Raw genomic sequence first — 15,971 nt, forward strand, 5'->3', positions numbered from 1 at the left:
GCCCGGCGGTGCCGTCCCGACAGGCCCTGGTCCCGACAGGCCCTGGTCCCGACGGGCCCTAGTCGATCCCGGACCGCTCCACCCCCGCCACGATCCACCGCTGGAAGCACAGGAACACCACCAGCAGCGGCAGGATCGACACGGCCGCCGCCACGAACAGCTCGTGCAGCCGCACCACTTGGGAGGTGGTGAACGACGACAGCGCCACCTGCACCGTCCAGGCGTTTTGGTCCTGCCCGATCACCAACGGCCACAGGAAGGAGTTCCACGCGCCGAGGAACACGATCGTGCCGACGGCCGCGAACACCGGCCGCGCGTTCGGCACGACCACCAGCCAGTAGGTGCGCCAGTACCCGAGCCCGTCGACCTGGGCCGCGTCCTCCAGCTCCCGGGGGAAGCCGAGGAAGTACTGCCGGAAGACGAAACAGGCGAAGGCGGAGAACAGGGTCGGCACGATCAGGCCGCGCAGGGTGGAGATCCAGCCCAGCGACGACACCAGCACGAAGCTCGGTACGAAGGTCACGGCGGCCGGCACCAGCAGGGTGCCGAGGATGCCGTAGAAGACCTTGTTCGCGTGCCGGTAGGGGATGCGGGCGAGGCCGTAGCCCGCGAGGGAGGCCAGGAGCAGTGTGCCGAGCGTCGTCGCGACGGCGATCAGCGCCGAGTTGAGCAGTGACCGGGCGAAGGGGACGGACGGGTCCTCGAACAGCTCCCGGACGTTGCCCCACCGCACCTCGTGCGGGAAGAAGGTCCACTCGGGCGAGGTGATGTCCCGCTCGGCGGAGAGCCCGTTGCGGACCAGCAGATAGAACGGGACCAGGAAGAGCAGGGCGAGCGCGCACAGCAGCACCACGCGCAGCGCCCGGCCGGCGCGCACCAGGGCGTCATCCATCGGTGTCCGTCCTTCCCAGCCTCAGCCACCGGGCCTGCCCCACCGTGACCAGGGCGATGATCAGAGCCAGGATCACCGCCCCCGCGCTGCCGAGCCCCAAGTCCTGCCCCTGGCCGAGGGCGAGGTAGTAGAGGTAGACCAGCGGCGGTCTGGCATAGGGCGGGTAGCCGCGCGCGTCGGAGAGCAGGTTGTAGAACTCGTCGAAGGCCTGGAAGGCGTTCACGACGAGGAGCAGCACCACCGCGACCGAGGTGGCCCGCAGCTGGGGCAGGGTGATGTGCCGCAGCACGGTCCAGCCGGGCCGGGCCCCGTCCACGGCGGCCGCCTCGTACAGCGCCGGGTCGATGCGCTGCAGCCCGGCGAGGAACAGGATCATGTAGAACCCGGTCTGGAGCCACAGCCGTACGGTGACGATCACCAGCCAGTACCAGGGCGGGTCGGTGGTCGACAGCCAGGCGACGGAATCGCCGCCGAACCATCCCAGCACGGTGTTGGCCAGCCCGAACCGCACCCCGCTGAAGACCGACATCTTCCAGATCAGCGCGGCCACGACGTAACTGCACGCGGCCGGGAGGAAGAACACCGACCGGAAGAAGGCCCGGGCCCGTCCGACACGGTTGACCATCAGGGCCAGGGCGAGCGCGGACACGAAGGTCACGGGCACGATGAAGGCGGTGAAGACGAGGAAGGTCCACAGACTGCCGACGAACGCGCCGTCCTTCAGCATCGCCGTGTAGTTGGCCGTCCCGACGAAGTGGGTGGGCGTGACGGTGTTGTGCGCGTCGAAGAAGCTCAGGCCCACGCTCCACAGCAGCGGAACGTAGGTGAACAGCGCCAGCCCCAGGGCGAAGGGCCCGACGAACACCCAGAACCACAGGGCCCGTCGGCGCCTCACGACTTCTTCTTCACCCGGTCGAGTTCGTCCGCCACCGCGCGTACGACGGCCCTCAGCTCACGCTCCGGATCGGCCCCGCTTCCGATGATCCGGCTGAGCGCGTCCTGGTAGGCGGTCTGGCCGGCCGGGGTCCACAGCAGCGGCTGGCTGTAGCCGTGGTCGGTGGCGAACCGCACGGCGTCGGCCGCGGCCCCCTTCCTGAGCTTGGCGGCCTTCTTGGCCAGGGAGATCCGGGCGGGGATGTGGAAGCCGTAGGACAGCGCGAAGTCCTCCTGATAGTCGGTGCGTTCCACCCACAGCCACTTCACGTACTCCTTGGCGGCCTCCTTGTGCCGGCCACGGGCGCTGACGGCGGCGGCGTAGGCGCCGACCGGCACGGACGGCCGCCCGTGGTCGCCGTCCTTCGGGAACGGCAGCACCCCGAAGTCGTCACCCAGCTCCTTTCGCACCTGCGGCAGCGCCCACAGACCGGACCACTGCATGGCGGTCAGCCCCTGGACGAAGGCCGCCGGGTCGGACCAGTCGGAGGGGGCGCCGAGGAGCAGGGACTTGTCGGCGTACAGCCGGTGCAGCTTGCCGAGGGTGCGGGCGGCGGCGGGATCGTCGAAGCCGACCTTTCCCTCGGCGGTGACGAGCTGAAGTCCGGCCGCGTAGAGGGGGGTTCCGCCGAGCACGCCCGCGCCGCCGTCATTGCCGAGGAACAATCCCTTGACCTTGCCGTCGGTGAGCTTCCGCGCGGCCTCGACCAGCGCGTCCAGCGTGGTGGGCGGCTCGATCCCCGCGTCCGCGAGCAGGCTCCGGCGGTAGTAGAGCAGTTGCATGTCGATGACCTGCGGGATGCCCCACACCCGGCCGTCGTACGTCTTGGGTGTGAGCACGGCCGGGTTGAAGTCGTCCTTCACCCCGGCCAGCAGTTCGGTCAGATCGAGCACCTGGCCGCCCTGGATCTGGTCCAGCGTCGGCCCGTTGACCTCGAAGACGTCGGGTCCGGAGTCGGTGAGCAGCGCGGCGGCGGTCTGCTGGTCGTAGTTGCCCGGCCGCCACTGGACGCTGACGTGGGCCTTCCGGTAGGCGGCGGCATAGCGCTGCACCGCCTGCTCGGCGCCGGGTTCGCCGTACTGGTGGTACCACTGCGACAACCGCGTCCCCGAACCACCGCCGCCGCGACCGGTGTTGGACCCGCAGGCGGTGAGCATCCCGGCTCCCGCCCCCGCGCCCGCCATCAACAGTGCCCTGCGGCTGAAACTCCCCATCGTGTGCCCCCTGACGCTCGCCATCGATGCACGGCCCAACGATCAACCATGCGCGGCGATTACGAAAGGGGCGTTGCGGGCGTGTGTCGGGCACGGGGTCGGGGGCTGGGGCTGGCTCGGAGGGTGGAGTCGGGGGGCTGCCATGGACAGATGTGGGGGACGGAGGTGCGCTGACGTCCACAGACATCTTCGAGCCGGGCCTGCGCGCCCTGCTCACGCGTTCGCTGCACGCCGCCTGGTCCGCCAGCCCGTCCTACCCCCTCACCGTGCGCGCCCTGTCAGACTCTCGTACTGGTCGCACAAGAGGTTCAGGACCCTTGCCAAGCGTCGGGCGTGACCGACGGCTCCGCCATATCGGCGACCAGGCTGGGCCTCGAGTCTGCTGCGCGCCTCCCACGCGCAGGACAGCGCACCGTATCCGGCGACACTTCCCCTGCCGACGCGCTCGGCGGCCTGCTCGACTTCGGGAATCAGCAGGGCGAGGTGACCGCGTAGTGCCAGCGCGAGGACCTCCAGTTCCCCGGCCGAGGGAGGCAACCCATCCGGGGCTGCGTCCGGACCCAGCAGCAGCCGCGCGGTCTCCCGCATGGTCCTGACGTCCACCGGCGAAAGGACGGTACGGCCCTCCTCCAGCACTCGCACAGTGGGTCGCTCCGCGGTGACCGCGCCGTACCGGTCCACCGTGTAGACGCGGAGGGTCATCTTGGCCCGAGGCGCGTTACCTCGGGCCGGGGCCGTGTCGTGGGTCATCTCGACGCTCCTTGTCAGGTTCGACCGCCTGACAGGAGATTGGACCGGTGGACCGGTCCAGTCAAGTCAACAGGGAAACATGGCACGCCAGTTCCCGTGTCACATCTGGTAGTCATCCGTTTGTTCGAACACGTGCGCCGGGACCACGCCTTCCTCACACACGAGCGGCAGCTGATCCTGGTCCCACGCCGTGTGCAGCACGACGGCCACCGCCGCAGGCTGGTCGAGTCCCAACAGCCGGGCCTCCTCGTCTCCTGCCAGGCGCACTGTCGTGACATCCGTACCGCCGATCGGCGAACGGCCCGTCTCCCGTCGGACGTAATGCGTGGTGCCCTCCGCGATGGGTCCCTTCGCGGCGAGACGCGGCGCGGCACCGGCAACCGACGGCGGGAACCATGCCGTCACCAGGCTGTGCGGGGATCCGTCATCGAGAAGTACCAGCCGGACGCGCCGCAACGCCTCCTCCCCCGGACCCAGCTGAAGCGCCTCGGCGATGTGCGCGGGCGGCACCGCACGGTCAGGGGTACCGAGCCGACGGTAAGGCGCGCCACCCCCGACACGCGAGGAGCCCGCCCTCCGGCCGCCTGCCGGCCGGGCGATCGGCGTCTGCACGACCGTGAATCCCGAACCCTGCTGGGCGACCACCAGACCGTCACCGCGGAGGATGTCGTACGCCTTGACGACCGTCGCGCGGGACACCTGCCACTGCTCGGCCAGATCCCGGCCGGAGGGCAGTAGTTCACCCGGGCTGAACTCACCGTTGGCGATGCGGGCACGCAGGTCTCCGGCAATTTGCTCATACTTCAGCAAGGGCATGTCGCGTCGCTCCGATCACTGGACTGGTCCACCGGTAAGCCATCAGAATGCCCTCATGACGAGCCCTGAGGTAGCTGTGGAGATCGTGAGGTTCTACACCGAAACTGTTGACGAGGCGAGCCGTCTGACCGTCGCGGCCGACGGCGTCCTGGAGATGGTACGCACCCAGGAATTGCTCCGCCGCCACCTGCCGACGCCACCCGCGCGCATCATCGACGTGGGAGGCGGACCGGGCGCGCACGCCAGGTGGCTGGTGCGGGACGGTTACGACGTCCACCTGGTCGACCCCGTGCGACGGCATGTCGACCAGGCCAGGGCGACCGGCGCGACCGTCGAGCTGGGCGACGCGCGGCAACTGACGGCGGACGACGGGTCCTACGACGTCGTACTGCTGCTGGGTCCGCTCTACCACCTGCCGGAACAGGCCGACCGCGAGCGGGCCCTCGCCGAGGCCCGGCGAGCGCTGAAGCCCGGGGGCATCCTCGCGGCGGCCGGCATCAATCGTTACGCGTCACTCTTCGAGCACACCGCCTTCGCGCACCTCCACCGGGAGCCGATGCGCAAGAGCATCGACGGCATTCTGGCCACCCAGGTCCACGACGGCAAGAAAGCGTTCACCACGGCCTATTTCCACAGCGGAGAGCAACTGCGCCAGGAAGTGGCGGCTGCCGGGTTCGCCGACACGCAGGTGTACGGCGTCGAGGGACCGGCCTGGTCCATGCTGGCGGCGGCCGAACGGAACACCGGACAGTCCTTCACCGGTACGGATCTCTTCGACTCGGCACTGACCGCGGCCAGACTGGCCGAGCCCTACCCGGAGTTGCTGGCAGCCAGCTCCCACCTACTGACCGTCGGACGCCGACCGGTTTGAGAAGCACGACCCGCCGGGACGACGCAGGGCCACTCGGGCCCGCACCACCGAGCAGCTCAGTGCACGCCTGAGAGGCCAAGGCCTCGGCCCCGCACACCCGCATACCCGCACGCACGGCAATCAGCCGCCTGTCGCTTGATGGGCCCTAAGCAAGGTCCTGTACGGCCTCCGTCCGCATGGCCCCAGCCGTCGGACTCAGATAGGACTCCAGCCACATCCTCGACCGCCATTGGTCGACGGGGATCGCCATGCCCGTGTACAGAGTCCAGAAGGAGATGAAGTCTGCGTGAACCGGCCCACCGCGCCTCCGGCCAGGAGGTTTGTCTCTGGCGGGGGGCGGATTATGCGGCCTGGGCCGTCTCTGGGCGGTGATCCTGAGGGTTTGACGACGGATTCAGCAGTCACCGCACCTACGAGTGCGCTCACCGCATGACACAAGCCGGCGAGCGGCCGTCTCCAGTTCGCATGGATCCCGGTCACGGATCAGTGACGATGCCCTCACGGGGCCTGCACTCGGGCGCATCATGCGGCGGAAGCCACGCCACGCATCGGGGGACTCATGCGCCGCACCGCCACCGCCATCCTGCTCACCGCTATCGGCCTAGCGGGCTGCTCAACTGCGACCGACACGCCCAGCGCGCCGAGCCCGGCGCAAAAACTCGCGGACATGGACGGCGACAACCGCCCTGCCAGCCAGTACCAGAGAGCGCTGGACACGTGGGCGTCCCGCTGCAACGAGGGTCCGGAGAAGCTGGCCGGATACGTGTACGCGACGGTGCAAGATCTTCAGAAGAACGGCATCAATGGCGAGACTGAGTACAGCGCGCTCACCCACTTGAAGGACTCGACGCCGGCCGGGGTGAAGATGAAGTGCGCGGACGTGGCGGCTGGTTATCTGACGTTGCGGGAGAGCGGGAAGTAGCGTCTCCCTCTGGTTGGACGTGGGCTTCAACGTGCGGCAGTGGGAACGCCGACTCCCAGGTGCCGTCGATGGCTTTGCGCGTCCGTCCCTCACTGCTCAGCATCAGGTGCGTGTAGGTCCGGAGCGTGAACCCTGGATCGCTGTGACCGAGGTACTGACTCAGCGCCCGGATGTTCTCTCCTGCGTCGAGCAGCACGGATGCGTAAAAGTGCCTGAGCGCGTGCACGCCGTGCTCCGGAGCGGACGCGTACCGCTCGCCCGCCTTCCGCGCGGGGATGATGCCTGCGGCAGCGAGAGCGGGCTTCCAGTGATGATCGTTGAAGTTGCTTACGCGGACGTGGTCCCCCCCGAGCCGCTGAAAATGAGCCGCAGACCGCCTTCCCCAACACCGCTTGACTGATCAACCGCATCGGATGTCTGTCTCCGCCCCGCTCCAGCCCGGCCGGCGCCCGGGCCGCGCGCACAGCATGCAGCCACCTGAGGCCAGAGAAGGGGTACGTCGTGGCTGGGGCGGTCGGCTCCACGGCTTTACGGAGCCACTTTGGCGCGAGCCTCGAAGATCATGGCCCCAAGTCGTGCTTTACCGGGCAGGTCCACTACCTGCCCGACGCGCCGGAAGCTTACGGGGCCATGATCACTCGCGCCAAAGCAGCGCCACCCCAAAGCCGCTCCGCCGACCTCTCATGGCCGCCCCAGAATCCTGGCCGCGACAACTAGGCCATCATTGCTAATGCTAGCCGGGTAGATTCGGATAGGCGCACTCGAATAATCACCCTGCGAGTCATCCCCCTGGAAAAAGAGGTCATCGGCATCCAATTCCAGCGATGACCCGTCTTCCTTGAGAGCTGAGTCGCGAGCGTAAGTTTTAGCCTCGAATTCTCGAATACCTGCAACCAATCGCCCAATATCCACCCCCAGCCATTCTGCCGCGGCAAGTAGACCGTCAACGTCTTCATGGAGGTCACTTTGACTAATCCGAATCACTCCATGTTCTAGATTATCGAGAAACTTCCATGCTACTTGCCCCAGATTAAGACGCAGGGAGGCTCTCTCGACTTGCCCCAGTGCCCGATATCGCTTGGCGTAGATTCGAGCAGAAGAGAAGTGTGCCGGAGCAAAAACCTGACTGAAGAAGTAATCGCGTAGATGATCTATGAGCCATTCACGGAATTCCCTCCAGTGCGAATCATCAGACATGCCGCGCGAGAACCATAGGTGGGACAACATCCCTTCCTTGCCCGAAATGCGCGCGGAGGGAAAGACTCGGGTCAGCGACTCTGGGATCCATTCCTCTTGCTCCATTCGATGGCTCCTGACGAAATCCCAGATGGCTTTCATCCTGCGCTCAGCAGACAACGGCGGCATGACTTTCCATCGCTGCAATCCATTGCCATAGGCGGGATGAAATTCATAAATACCTGAAGGGAACAGTCGTAGCATAGCTTCAATGAATGCCCTGCGCGTCGCCTTTCCTCCCGGGCCCGAAATAGCTACGGGAGAAGCGAATCGGTCGATGCTAATTTGGGCCGCCTCATCCACTGACCCGTCATCCAGCCAGGCCTCCTTTTCGCTTGTCGGGGTCACGAGGCCTACCAACACTTCCACTTGCGAAAACGTGACAGCACTGGCCAGAAGCCCTTCGATGGCTGCAGTGTCGGCAGAGAGCCGAAAGGCCACGTAGTCGCCGATGGATGCGTTGGCAAACCCCACCAGTGGCAAGCTATAGAAGTCGCTTATTTCGATGAAGTCGCCATCTATCGCACGCATGGCCTGCCGAATTTCACTTTTGGTGGCTGGCTCGCCAATTTCTTGCGTGTATCGCGCCGTAATCTCCACCGCGTCGTCGAAAAGAAGTGTACGAAACCGTGCTAAGCACTTGCAGAACACACCTCTGGAGCTCGGTAAGCTGATCATCGTAGATCCCCTTCCAGAGGTCCAGAGGCGACTCGAACGCCTGCAGAAGCCCCAGCGCAAGCTCTCTACTAGTTAGAGCCGATGCATCTTCTCCACGTGCAACGCTAGCCACACGGTCGATATAGAAGTGCGACAACCGTGGGTTAAAGTTTCGATGCTTGATAACTTCGACCCATTCCGCCTCTGCTAGAGGTTGCTGCAACACTGGATTGGCCTCGGAAAAAAAGATCTGCCGATATAGAACTTCCGCCCTCTCCAGCGCCGTCATATCCGAGGAGTCCATGATAAGGCGAGATAGATCTACGCTCGTATCCTGAAGTCTCTGATGGTGCATTTTCGCATTCGTCAAGATGTATTCCCGCGTAGTCAGGATCAGCCGCAAATTGTCTGAACGGCGGGCGTCCTGAAGCAGCCTGACGATGCGGGCATCTTCATTCTTTCCATCCAGGAAGGCGGTTCGGAGGGAGGATCCTAGAAAGTCGTCGTAGAAGACAACCTGCCGTTTTTCATCGTCCAACACCTCTTCCGCCTCATCGATGTTGTTGACTGCGACGACAGGATCCCACCCGGCCGAAATGCACTCGCCGATCAGAATTTTCGCAGCTGAAGTCTTTCCCACGCCTGGCGGCCCCGACAGGATTACTGCGCCCTCCGATTCGAGAATATTTCTTGCCCTGTCGACGTCACGGGTGTTAACAAGATAAGCGCTATCCCTGGCAAGTTCCTCTACAAGGTGCCTACTTCGCCTGATTTCTTTTGAGTGTAGGACGCGCTGCAGATTCAGCGTATTACCCACCCAGAGCTTGAAATGACGTTGCTCCACTCGGGGATGCCGAGCCAGCATGGACTCAAGATCTTCCCGGCCTAGAATTTGGGAGACGGAAAACCCTGCACCGTATAGCTTGGCAATCTCATTCTTTCCATGGATACTGAGAGGCGCAGTCGTGACGGCAAAATAGCGAAAGCTGAGGCGATGAACACCACGCTTTGCCTCTTTTTGAAAAGCCGCCCTTAGGCGAGCCAGGGTTGCCGTCGGATAGTGCTTAACCTGTGCTACCGCAAAACTTCCCTCCGGCAACGTCAGGGGAGAGGCGCACGGTCCATTGACCCTTAGATCAACGCCCCCGTCCGCCCCTGCTTGGAACCTCTCTACGTGAACGCCCCACTCTGCGGACAGTAGATCGCAAACGATCTCCTCCGCATCGCGGTCCGAAAGTTTCCCCCACTGGTACATCCTGGAACGCCTCCCCAAACCCTGATGCGAAGTGTGTCTGTTAGTGGTCGGAATACGCAACCAACGTGCTACGTCTGAGGGCCCCCAGGAGCGCCGTTTTGGTGCTTTTGGCACAGCCGTAGCGTCTCGCTCCATCGAGACACGAGCGGTAACGGGGCTGGAGCTGATGCGGTGCAGCGAGGTACGCGTGCCGGCTTGGTCGGCGAACCCCGCTCTCGTTACGACTGGTACATGGGCAGCTTGTACGACGCCGGCAGCATCGACTGCTGGACCACCTACGGCGACCTATACGAGGCGTTACGCGGTCTCTAGGAGCCTGCTCCACGTGCGAGGTCGCGCTGAGTGTCTGACTGCGTGACAACCACGACGCACAACCGCGAACAGCCGCGAACGTCAGCGGACCATCAGGGCAGGTGACAGGCGCAGCAGCCCAAGAGCAGCGATCATCCCGAGTTGCTTCGGGACGAAGAGGCCGTGGTCTCAGTCGCCGTTCGTTCCGGGGCGATCCGTCAACATCTGTTGAAGTCCGATGGTGCCTTTGACCAGGGGCGTGGGCGGCGCGGCGAACATCGGTGGACGCCTCCGGACCAAGATCGCACAACTCGTCATGCGTCGGTTTCGGTCTTGGCCGCGTTGGCCGTCAGCCTCGGTATTTGGCATCGCTGGGCGCATCGACTGACAATTCAAGCAACAACTCTCGGGCCTTTCTTTCCACCGAAACAAAATTCAACTCTGACGCGAGTACAGCTTCCACATCGATCCTGGCAGCAACGGGCTCACCGTCTTCAACGAGCCACTCCGCCCGTTTCAGCCTGGCTGACATCTTTTGCTCCTTGACGATGTCAGAGGAATCCAGAATCGATTCGATGTCCCTATAGGCCTCTTCATGATCTCCGGATTTTCGCAGCGCAAGCGCTCGACGGATGTGCGCAATGAAGCGCCGATTGTAGGTCGTCTCTGCTAGTTCAAGGATGGCCGTACGGTCCCGAACTGCAGAGCGCACATCCCCGTCGTCATCAAAAATATCGGCCCGATTGTTGAGTGCACAGGCACGAGACTCATCATCTGCGAACGGGTTCTCGGCGACCGCGGTGAAGTCTGCTTTGGCAGCTTCAGGGGCGCCGAGGCTCAACCACGAGATTCCGCGGTTGTTCAGGAGACCAGCGTGCACCTGCCAGTTCGCTTCACAGAGAGCTAGCGCCTTCGAGTAGAGATCATTGGCCCTGCGGGCATCACCTTCGTTGAGGACGAGGTTGGCTCGTCGAAAGTGGGCATTCACGATCAACTCGTCCATCGTCCCGCCGGACATAGATTCCTGCACAGACTGCAGACGCGAGAAGATCCAATCCAGGACAGGGTGGTCGCTGCGCTGAAGTAGCGGGATGCTCTCCAGGGCCATCTCCGCACACGTTGCTGGTGCCCCGGCCCAATCACCGGCGTCGAGCAAGTCCACAACTCTCGGGTGCTCTTTGTGGTCACCGACCGCGCGTTCCACGAACGCCCGATACGCTTCCTGGTCCTTCCGCCAAGCCAGTTTGAGCAAGGCCATCGCGGCAAGGCGCTCGGCGCCGGCCGTGTCTAGCCGATCGAGAACGTACAACTCGCCCAGGATGTCGGGCCGAACTCCATCAAGGAGATCATCAAGCGGCAGCGAGGAGAGGTCGCTGTACACGTCGGGCAGCAATCCGGTGGGCGGTTCAAACGTCTGAACGAGGTGAGCGTACGACTCGACCGAGAGGCCGCCGAGTGCAGTTCCCAGAATCTGTGCGTTCCGTATGTGTCGCACGCTCTTCGGTGAAGCTGCGGCGGCTTGCACCGTTTGCCCGTCCATGCGGGCGATCAGGCGTCGCAGCGCCGCGTCACGGTCAGCGCTGACACCGTTTCCGTCCAGCCAGTCCAACGCTGCGACGAGTGCGAAAAGCGGTCGCCCGTCGGGGTCGATCTTCTCGGAGTGGTCTGCGATGTCCTCAGCGTTCGTGGAAGACAGCACGACACCAGCATGTTCCGCGACGGCCTTCACCAGCTTGCGAATCTGTGGCCGCGGCAAGCCACCGAGCTCCCGCGGAAGACCATACGCGCGTTCCTGAATCTGAAAAGACTCCTCCATACGATGTGTTCGTTGCACCAGGTCCCACCAGGGTCCTTGGGCTCGACGCTCCAAGATCAGGATGCGCACTGGTGCATTTAGAACGCGCTGGCTCAATCGGAATAACGCATCCGAAAGCCACTCACCTCGCTGAGCGGCATAGTCCACAACCGCGAGCGTTGGGCGGGTCGGTTGGAGATCAGCCAAGGCACGCTGATTGTCTTCACGCAGAAACCCGGCATGCCATTCCCCGGCTTTCGCACGGCAGAGCTCGATCGCCAGGCGACTTTTCCCAGTACCGGCGGAGCCAGTCCAAAGCCACCACGAAAACGACGTATCTGCTTCAAGAAATGCCCCCAGCTCTCTGATCTCTTCCTCTCGGCCAACGCGAGCAACGGCCGTACTGGCGAAAGCGAGCAGGGATTCGGGAGAATCAAGATTTGGCAGCGCGAGCGCAAGAGATTCATCAGCCGGGCGAGCTCCCGATCGAAGCAACAGAAGGGCCCGTTGTTCGGCTTCGGCCTTCCACTGACGCAGGGTTTGCACTGTATGACGCGTAACGTCGCTATCGATGAGCTTGCCACAGTTCTGGCACAGCCAGAGCCCATTGGCTTCGGCAGAGCGCTCGGTGGAGGTGAGAGCGGGATCGTAACGTGGTCCCCCTGGGCTCGCTGCAGTTATGTGTGCGGCAACGCCGAGATTGACAGCACCGCCTTCCCCCAGTTTGGGTCCAGCCGTCACAGCCGAGCAGTCAGGGTTGCTGCAGCGGAAAGCAACCCTGGCAGCAAGGGTCTCCTTCACCCGCCTGCTGAAGTCGTCCCTCAAGCTCTTGGGCGTCTTCTCCTCCATGGGGCCCCCTGGACTCAGTTACCGACACTCGCCATCACGGCTCGGTCCCGACCTGATCCTAGGATCGCTCAATGCGAGCCGTCCTGGAGATGGAGATGCCGTACCGGTACAGCGCTCCCAGGCATCGTCTGCGGTACGCCAACAACTCCCTGACCCTAATTCGGGACAAAGTGGTCCATGGGCAAGACAGGGTTAGTCGGACACCCCCAGGTCCTCACGCATGATCCGGCGCATCGCGGTCAGTGCGGGTTCTGCCGCCTTCAGGTCGATGAGCGCCTGGTCCGCGCTCTCCCCTTCCCGGGCCAGACCCCGATCAATGCGCTTAGCAGTAGCGTCGATCGCGGCCAGGACGACGTTCAACTCGCGAGATGCCCTGAGTAAGGCTTCGGGGACGATCATCTGAGCCTCGGCGTAGCGATCCCGGTAGTCCCGCCGCGCCTCCTCGACCTGGGCGCGATCGTCGTCGGTGCCTCACGTGGGAGGGCACACAGAGGGCACAACGGCTCCAGACGGAGCCAACGGCAACCAACCCCAACAAACGCTATTTCGCCTGGTCAGCGACGTAGCTTGACAGTCTCCCCAGCTGACGCACGAAGAGGCGGCACCCCCGCACAGGGTGCCGCCTCTTCTCTTTCGTGTGCCGGAGCCGCCGCCGATCGGTCTGAGGGTCGGGGACCGACGACGGCTCCGGGGTTCGAGCGGCCCGAGGGCCTATCGGTGGTCGCTGCCCGCCGACTGGGTGGCCGCGCGCCCCGCCTCCAGGCGGGCGACCGGGATACGGAACGGGGAGCATGAGACGTAGTCCAGGCCGACCTCGTGGAAGAAGTGGACCGACTCCGGGTCGCCGCCGTGCTCGCCGCACACACCGAGCTTGAGGTCGGGGCGGGTGCGCCGGCCGGCCTCCGCGGCCAGCTTCACCAGGGAGCCCACGCCGTCGCGGTCGATCGTCTCGAACGGGGAGACGCCGAAGATGCCCTTCTCCAGGTACGCCGTGAAGAAGGAGGCCTCCACGTCGTCGCGGCTGAAGCCCCACACCGTCTGGGTCAGGTCGTTCGTGCCGAAGCTGAAGAACTGGGCCGCCTCGGCGATCTGGCCGGCCGTCAGCGCGGCGCGCGGCAGCTCGATCATCGTGCCGATCGCCAGCTTCAGCTCGGTGCCGGTGGCCGCCTGGACCTCTGCGATGACCTTGTCGGCCTCCTCGCGGACGATCTCCAGCTCCTGGACCGTGCCGACGAGCGGGATCATGATCTCGGCGCGCGGGTCGCCCTTGGCGCCCTTGCGCTCGGCCGCGGCCTCGGCGATGGCCCGCACCTGCATCGTGAACAGGCCGGGGATGACCAGGCCGAGGCGGACGCCACGCAGGCCGAGCATCGGGTTCTGCTCGTGCAGCCGGTGCACCGCCTGGAGCAGCCGGAGGTCGTTCTCGTGCGGCTCCTGCCGGGACTCGGCGAGCGCCACGCGGACCGACAGCTCGGTGATGTCCGGGAGGAACTCGTGCAGCGGCGGGTCCAGCAGGCGGATGGTGACCGGCAGGCCGTCCATCGCCTCGAACAGCTCGACGAAGTCCTTCTTCTGCAGCGGCAGCAGCCCCTTGAGGGACGCCTCGCGCTCCTCCTCGGTGTCCGCCAGGATCAGCCGCTCCACCAGCTCGCGGCGGTCGCCGAGGAACATGTGCTCGGTGCGGCACAGGCCGATGCCCTGGGCGCCGAAGCGGCGGGCGCGCAGCGCGTCCTCGGCGTTGTCGGCGTTGGCGCGCACCCGCAGCCGGCGCTTGCGGTCGGCGAAGGCCATCATCCGGTGGACCGCCTCGACCAGTTCGTCGGCGTCGTCCGCACCGGGGTGCATCCGGCCCTCGAAGTACTCCACCACCGGGGACGGGACGACCGGGACCTCACCGAGGTACACCTTGCCGCTGGAGCCGTCGATGGAGATGACGTCGCCCTCCTCCACGACGTGCCCGCCGGGGACCGTCATACGGCGGCGCTTGGTGTCGACCTCCAGCTCCTCGGCGCCGCAGACACAGGTCTTGCCCATGCCGCGCGCGACGACGGCCGCGTGCGAGGTCTTGCCGCCGCGCGAGGTCAGGATGCCCTCGGCGGCGATCATGCCGTCCAGGTCGTCGGGGTTGGTCTCCCGGCGGACCAGGATGACCTTCTCGCCCGAGCGGGACCACTTCACGGCGGTGTAGGAGTCGAAGACCGCCTTGCCGACCGCGGCGCCCGGCGAGGCGGCGATGCCCCGGCCGACCTTCTCGATCTTCGCGGACTCGTCGAAGCGCGGGAACATCAGCTGCGCGAGCTGGGCGCCGCTGACGCGCTGGAGCGCCTCGGTCTCGTCGATCAGGCCCTGGTCCACCAGCTGGGTGGCGATGCGGAAGGCGGCGCCGGCGGTGCGCTTGCCGACGCGGGTCTGCAGCATCCACAGCTGGCCGCGCTCGATGGTGAACTCGATGTCGCAGAGATCCTTGTAGTGGTTCTCCAGGGTCTCCATGATCTGCATGAGCTGGTCGTACGACTTCTTGTCGATACGCTCCAGCTCCGCCAGGGCGACCGTGTTGCGGATGCCCGCCACGACGTCCTCGCCCTGGGCGTTCTGCAGGTAGTCGCCGTAGACGCCCTGGTGGCCGGAGGCGGGGTCCCGGGTGAAGGCGACGCCTGTGCCGGAGTCGGGGCCGAGGTTGCCGAAGACCATCGAGCAGACGTTGACGGCGGTGCCCAGGTCGTGCGGGATGCGCTCCTGGCGGCGGTAGAGCTTCGCGCGGTCGCCGTTCCACGAGTCGAAGACCGCCTTGATGGCGAGGTCCATCTGCTCGCGCGGGTCCTGCGGGAAGTCCCGGCCGGCCTCCTTCTTGACGATCTTCTTGAAGGCGGTGACGAGCTTCTTCAGGTCCGCGGCCTCGAGGTCGGTGTCGACCGTGACCTTCTTGGCCTCCTTGGCCTTGTCGATGGCCTCCTCGAAGAGGTCGCCGTCGACGCCGAGGACGGTCTTGCCGAACATCTGGATCAGCCGGCGGTAGGAGTCCCAGGCGAACCGCTCGTCCCCGGCCTGCTTGGCCAGGCCCTGCACCGACTTGTCGGAGAGGCCGATGTTCAGGACGGTGTCCATCATGCCGGGCATGGAGAACTTGGCGCCGGAGCGGACGGAGACGAGCAGGGGGTCGTCGGCCTGGCCGAGCTTCTTGCCCATCTTCGCTTCGAGGGCGTCGAGGTGTGCACTCACCTCGTCACGCAGTGCCGCGGGCGCGGTGCCGCTGTCCAGGTAGACCTTGCAGGCCTCGGTGGTGATGGTGAAGCCAGGAGGGACCGGGAGGCCGAGGTTCGTCATCTCGGCGAGGTTGGCACCCTTGCCACCCAGGAGGTCCTTGAGGTCCTTGTTGCCCTCGGTGAAGTCGTAAACGAACTTCGCTGCGTGGGGTTCTTTGTTTTCCGACACGGGTCTCGACTCCTTGAGGCCACGGTGGCTGCCCTGACGTCGAGGAACATACCCAGA

The 15,971-nt window shown here is 65.1% G+C and carries 12 protein-coding genes and 1 pseudogene; 2 read left to right on the top strand and 11 right to left on the bottom strand.

The annotated features are described in order from the left end of the window. Nucleotides 1-58 precede the first annotated feature (58 nt). From ACIBA9_RS26185 to ACIBA9_RS26205, 5 genes are all read right to left on the bottom strand, one after another. Nucleotides 59-892 carry a carbohydrate ABC transporter permease gene (locus tag ACIBA9_RS26185; RefSeq protein ID WP_399366658.1) on the bottom strand — a complete coding sequence of 278 codons (834 nt, stop codon included), beginning with the start codon at nucleotides 890-892 and terminating at the stop codon, nucleotides 59-61. Continuing rightward, nucleotides 885-1,787 carry a carbohydrate ABC transporter permease gene (locus tag ACIBA9_RS26190; RefSeq protein ID WP_399366660.1) on the bottom strand — a complete coding sequence of 301 codons (903 nt, stop codon included), beginning with the start codon at nucleotides 1,785-1,787 and terminating at the stop codon, nucleotides 885-887. The genes ACIBA9_RS26185 and ACIBA9_RS26190 overlap by 8 nt, the downstream gene beginning before the upstream one ends. Then, nucleotides 1,784-3,040 (bottom strand): ABC transporter substrate-binding protein, encoded by a 1,257-nt coding sequence (locus ACIBA9_RS26195; RefSeq protein ID WP_399366662.1) that lies wholly within the window; start codon nucleotides 3,038-3,040, stop codon nucleotides 1,784-1,786. Before ACIBA9_RS26195 ends, ACIBA9_RS26190 begins: the two co-directional genes overlap by 4 nt. A gap of 261 nt (nucleotides 3,041-3,301) precedes the next feature. Further along, a complete protein-coding gene (locus ACIBA9_RS26200; RefSeq protein ID WP_399366664.1) occupies nucleotides 3,302-3,790 on the bottom strand; it encodes a DUF6415 family natural product biosynthesis protein in 489 nt (162 codons plus the stop codon). A gap of 99 nt (nucleotides 3,791-3,889) precedes the next feature. After that, a complete protein-coding gene (locus ACIBA9_RS26205; RefSeq protein WP_399366666.1) occupies nucleotides 3,890-4,606 on the bottom strand; it encodes a GntR family transcriptional regulator in 717 nt (238 codons plus the stop codon). A 55-nt stretch (nucleotides 4,607-4,661) separates the two neighbouring features. Here ACIBA9_RS26205 and ACIBA9_RS26210 point away from each other — a divergent pair, with 55 nt between their 5' ends. Together ACIBA9_RS26210 and ACIBA9_RS26215 are read left to right on the top strand one after the other, a co-directional pair. Continuing rightward, the gene (locus ACIBA9_RS26210) at nucleotides 4,662-5,477 is read left to right on the top strand and encodes a class I SAM-dependent methyltransferase (RefSeq protein WP_399366668.1); all 816 of its coding nucleotides are present in this window, start codon (nucleotides 4,662-4,664) and stop codon (nucleotides 5,475-5,477) included. Nucleotides 5,478-6,036: 559 nt separating this feature from the next. Beyond that, nucleotides 6,037-6,399, top strand: coding sequence for a hypothetical protein (locus tag ACIBA9_RS26215; protein ID WP_399366670.1), 363 nt, complete (start codon nucleotides 6,037-6,039; stop codon nucleotides 6,397-6,399). On the opposite strand, the pseudogene ACIBA9_RS26220 reads toward ACIBA9_RS26215, so the two are convergent. The 6 genes and pseudogenes from ACIBA9_RS26220 to ppdK all read right to left on the bottom strand — a co-directional run. Further along, a pseudogene (locus tag ACIBA9_RS26220) lies at nucleotides 6,305-6,745 on the bottom strand (tyrosine-type recombinase/integrase); the annotation flags it as partial. The gene ACIBA9_RS26215 and the pseudogene ACIBA9_RS26220 overlap by 95 nt on opposite strands. A 335-nt stretch (nucleotides 6,746-7,080) precedes the next feature. Further along, on the bottom strand, nucleotides 7,081-8,235 hold the full coding sequence (locus tag ACIBA9_RS26225) for a hypothetical protein (RefSeq protein WP_399366672.1): 1,155 nt from the start codon (nucleotides 8,233-8,235) through the stop codon (nucleotides 7,081-7,083). Beyond that, nucleotides 8,180-9,547: a hypothetical protein gene (locus ACIBA9_RS26230; protein ID WP_399366674.1), complete on the bottom strand. Its 1,368-nt coding sequence runs from the start codon at nucleotides 9,545-9,547 to the stop codon at nucleotides 8,180-8,182. The genes ACIBA9_RS26225 and ACIBA9_RS26230 overlap by 56 nt, the downstream gene beginning before the upstream one ends. A 640-nt stretch (nucleotides 9,548-10,187) precedes the next feature. Then, nucleotides 10,188-12,482 (bottom strand): hypothetical protein, encoded by a 2,295-nt coding sequence (locus tag ACIBA9_RS26235; RefSeq protein ID WP_399366676.1) that lies wholly within the window; start codon nucleotides 12,480-12,482, stop codon nucleotides 10,188-10,190. Between the two features lie 192 nt (nucleotides 12,483-12,674). Then, nucleotides 12,675-12,881: a hypothetical protein gene (locus ACIBA9_RS26240; protein WP_399366678.1), complete on the bottom strand. Its 207-nt coding sequence runs from the start codon at nucleotides 12,879-12,881 to the stop codon at nucleotides 12,675-12,677. Nucleotides 12,882-13,193: 312 nt separating this feature from the next. After that, on the bottom strand, nucleotides 13,194-15,914 hold the full coding sequence (gene ppdK / locus ACIBA9_RS26245; protein WP_399366680.1) for a pyruvate, phosphate dikinase: 2,721 nt from the start codon (nucleotides 15,912-15,914) through the stop codon (nucleotides 13,194-13,196). Nucleotides 15,915-15,971: the final 57 nt, after the last annotated feature.

The sequence above is a fragment of the Streptomyces sp. NPDC051452 genome (assembly GCF_044454765.1).
Taxonomy (GTDB): domain Bacteria; phylum Actinomycetota; class Actinomycetes; order Streptomycetales; family Streptomycetaceae; genus Streptomyces.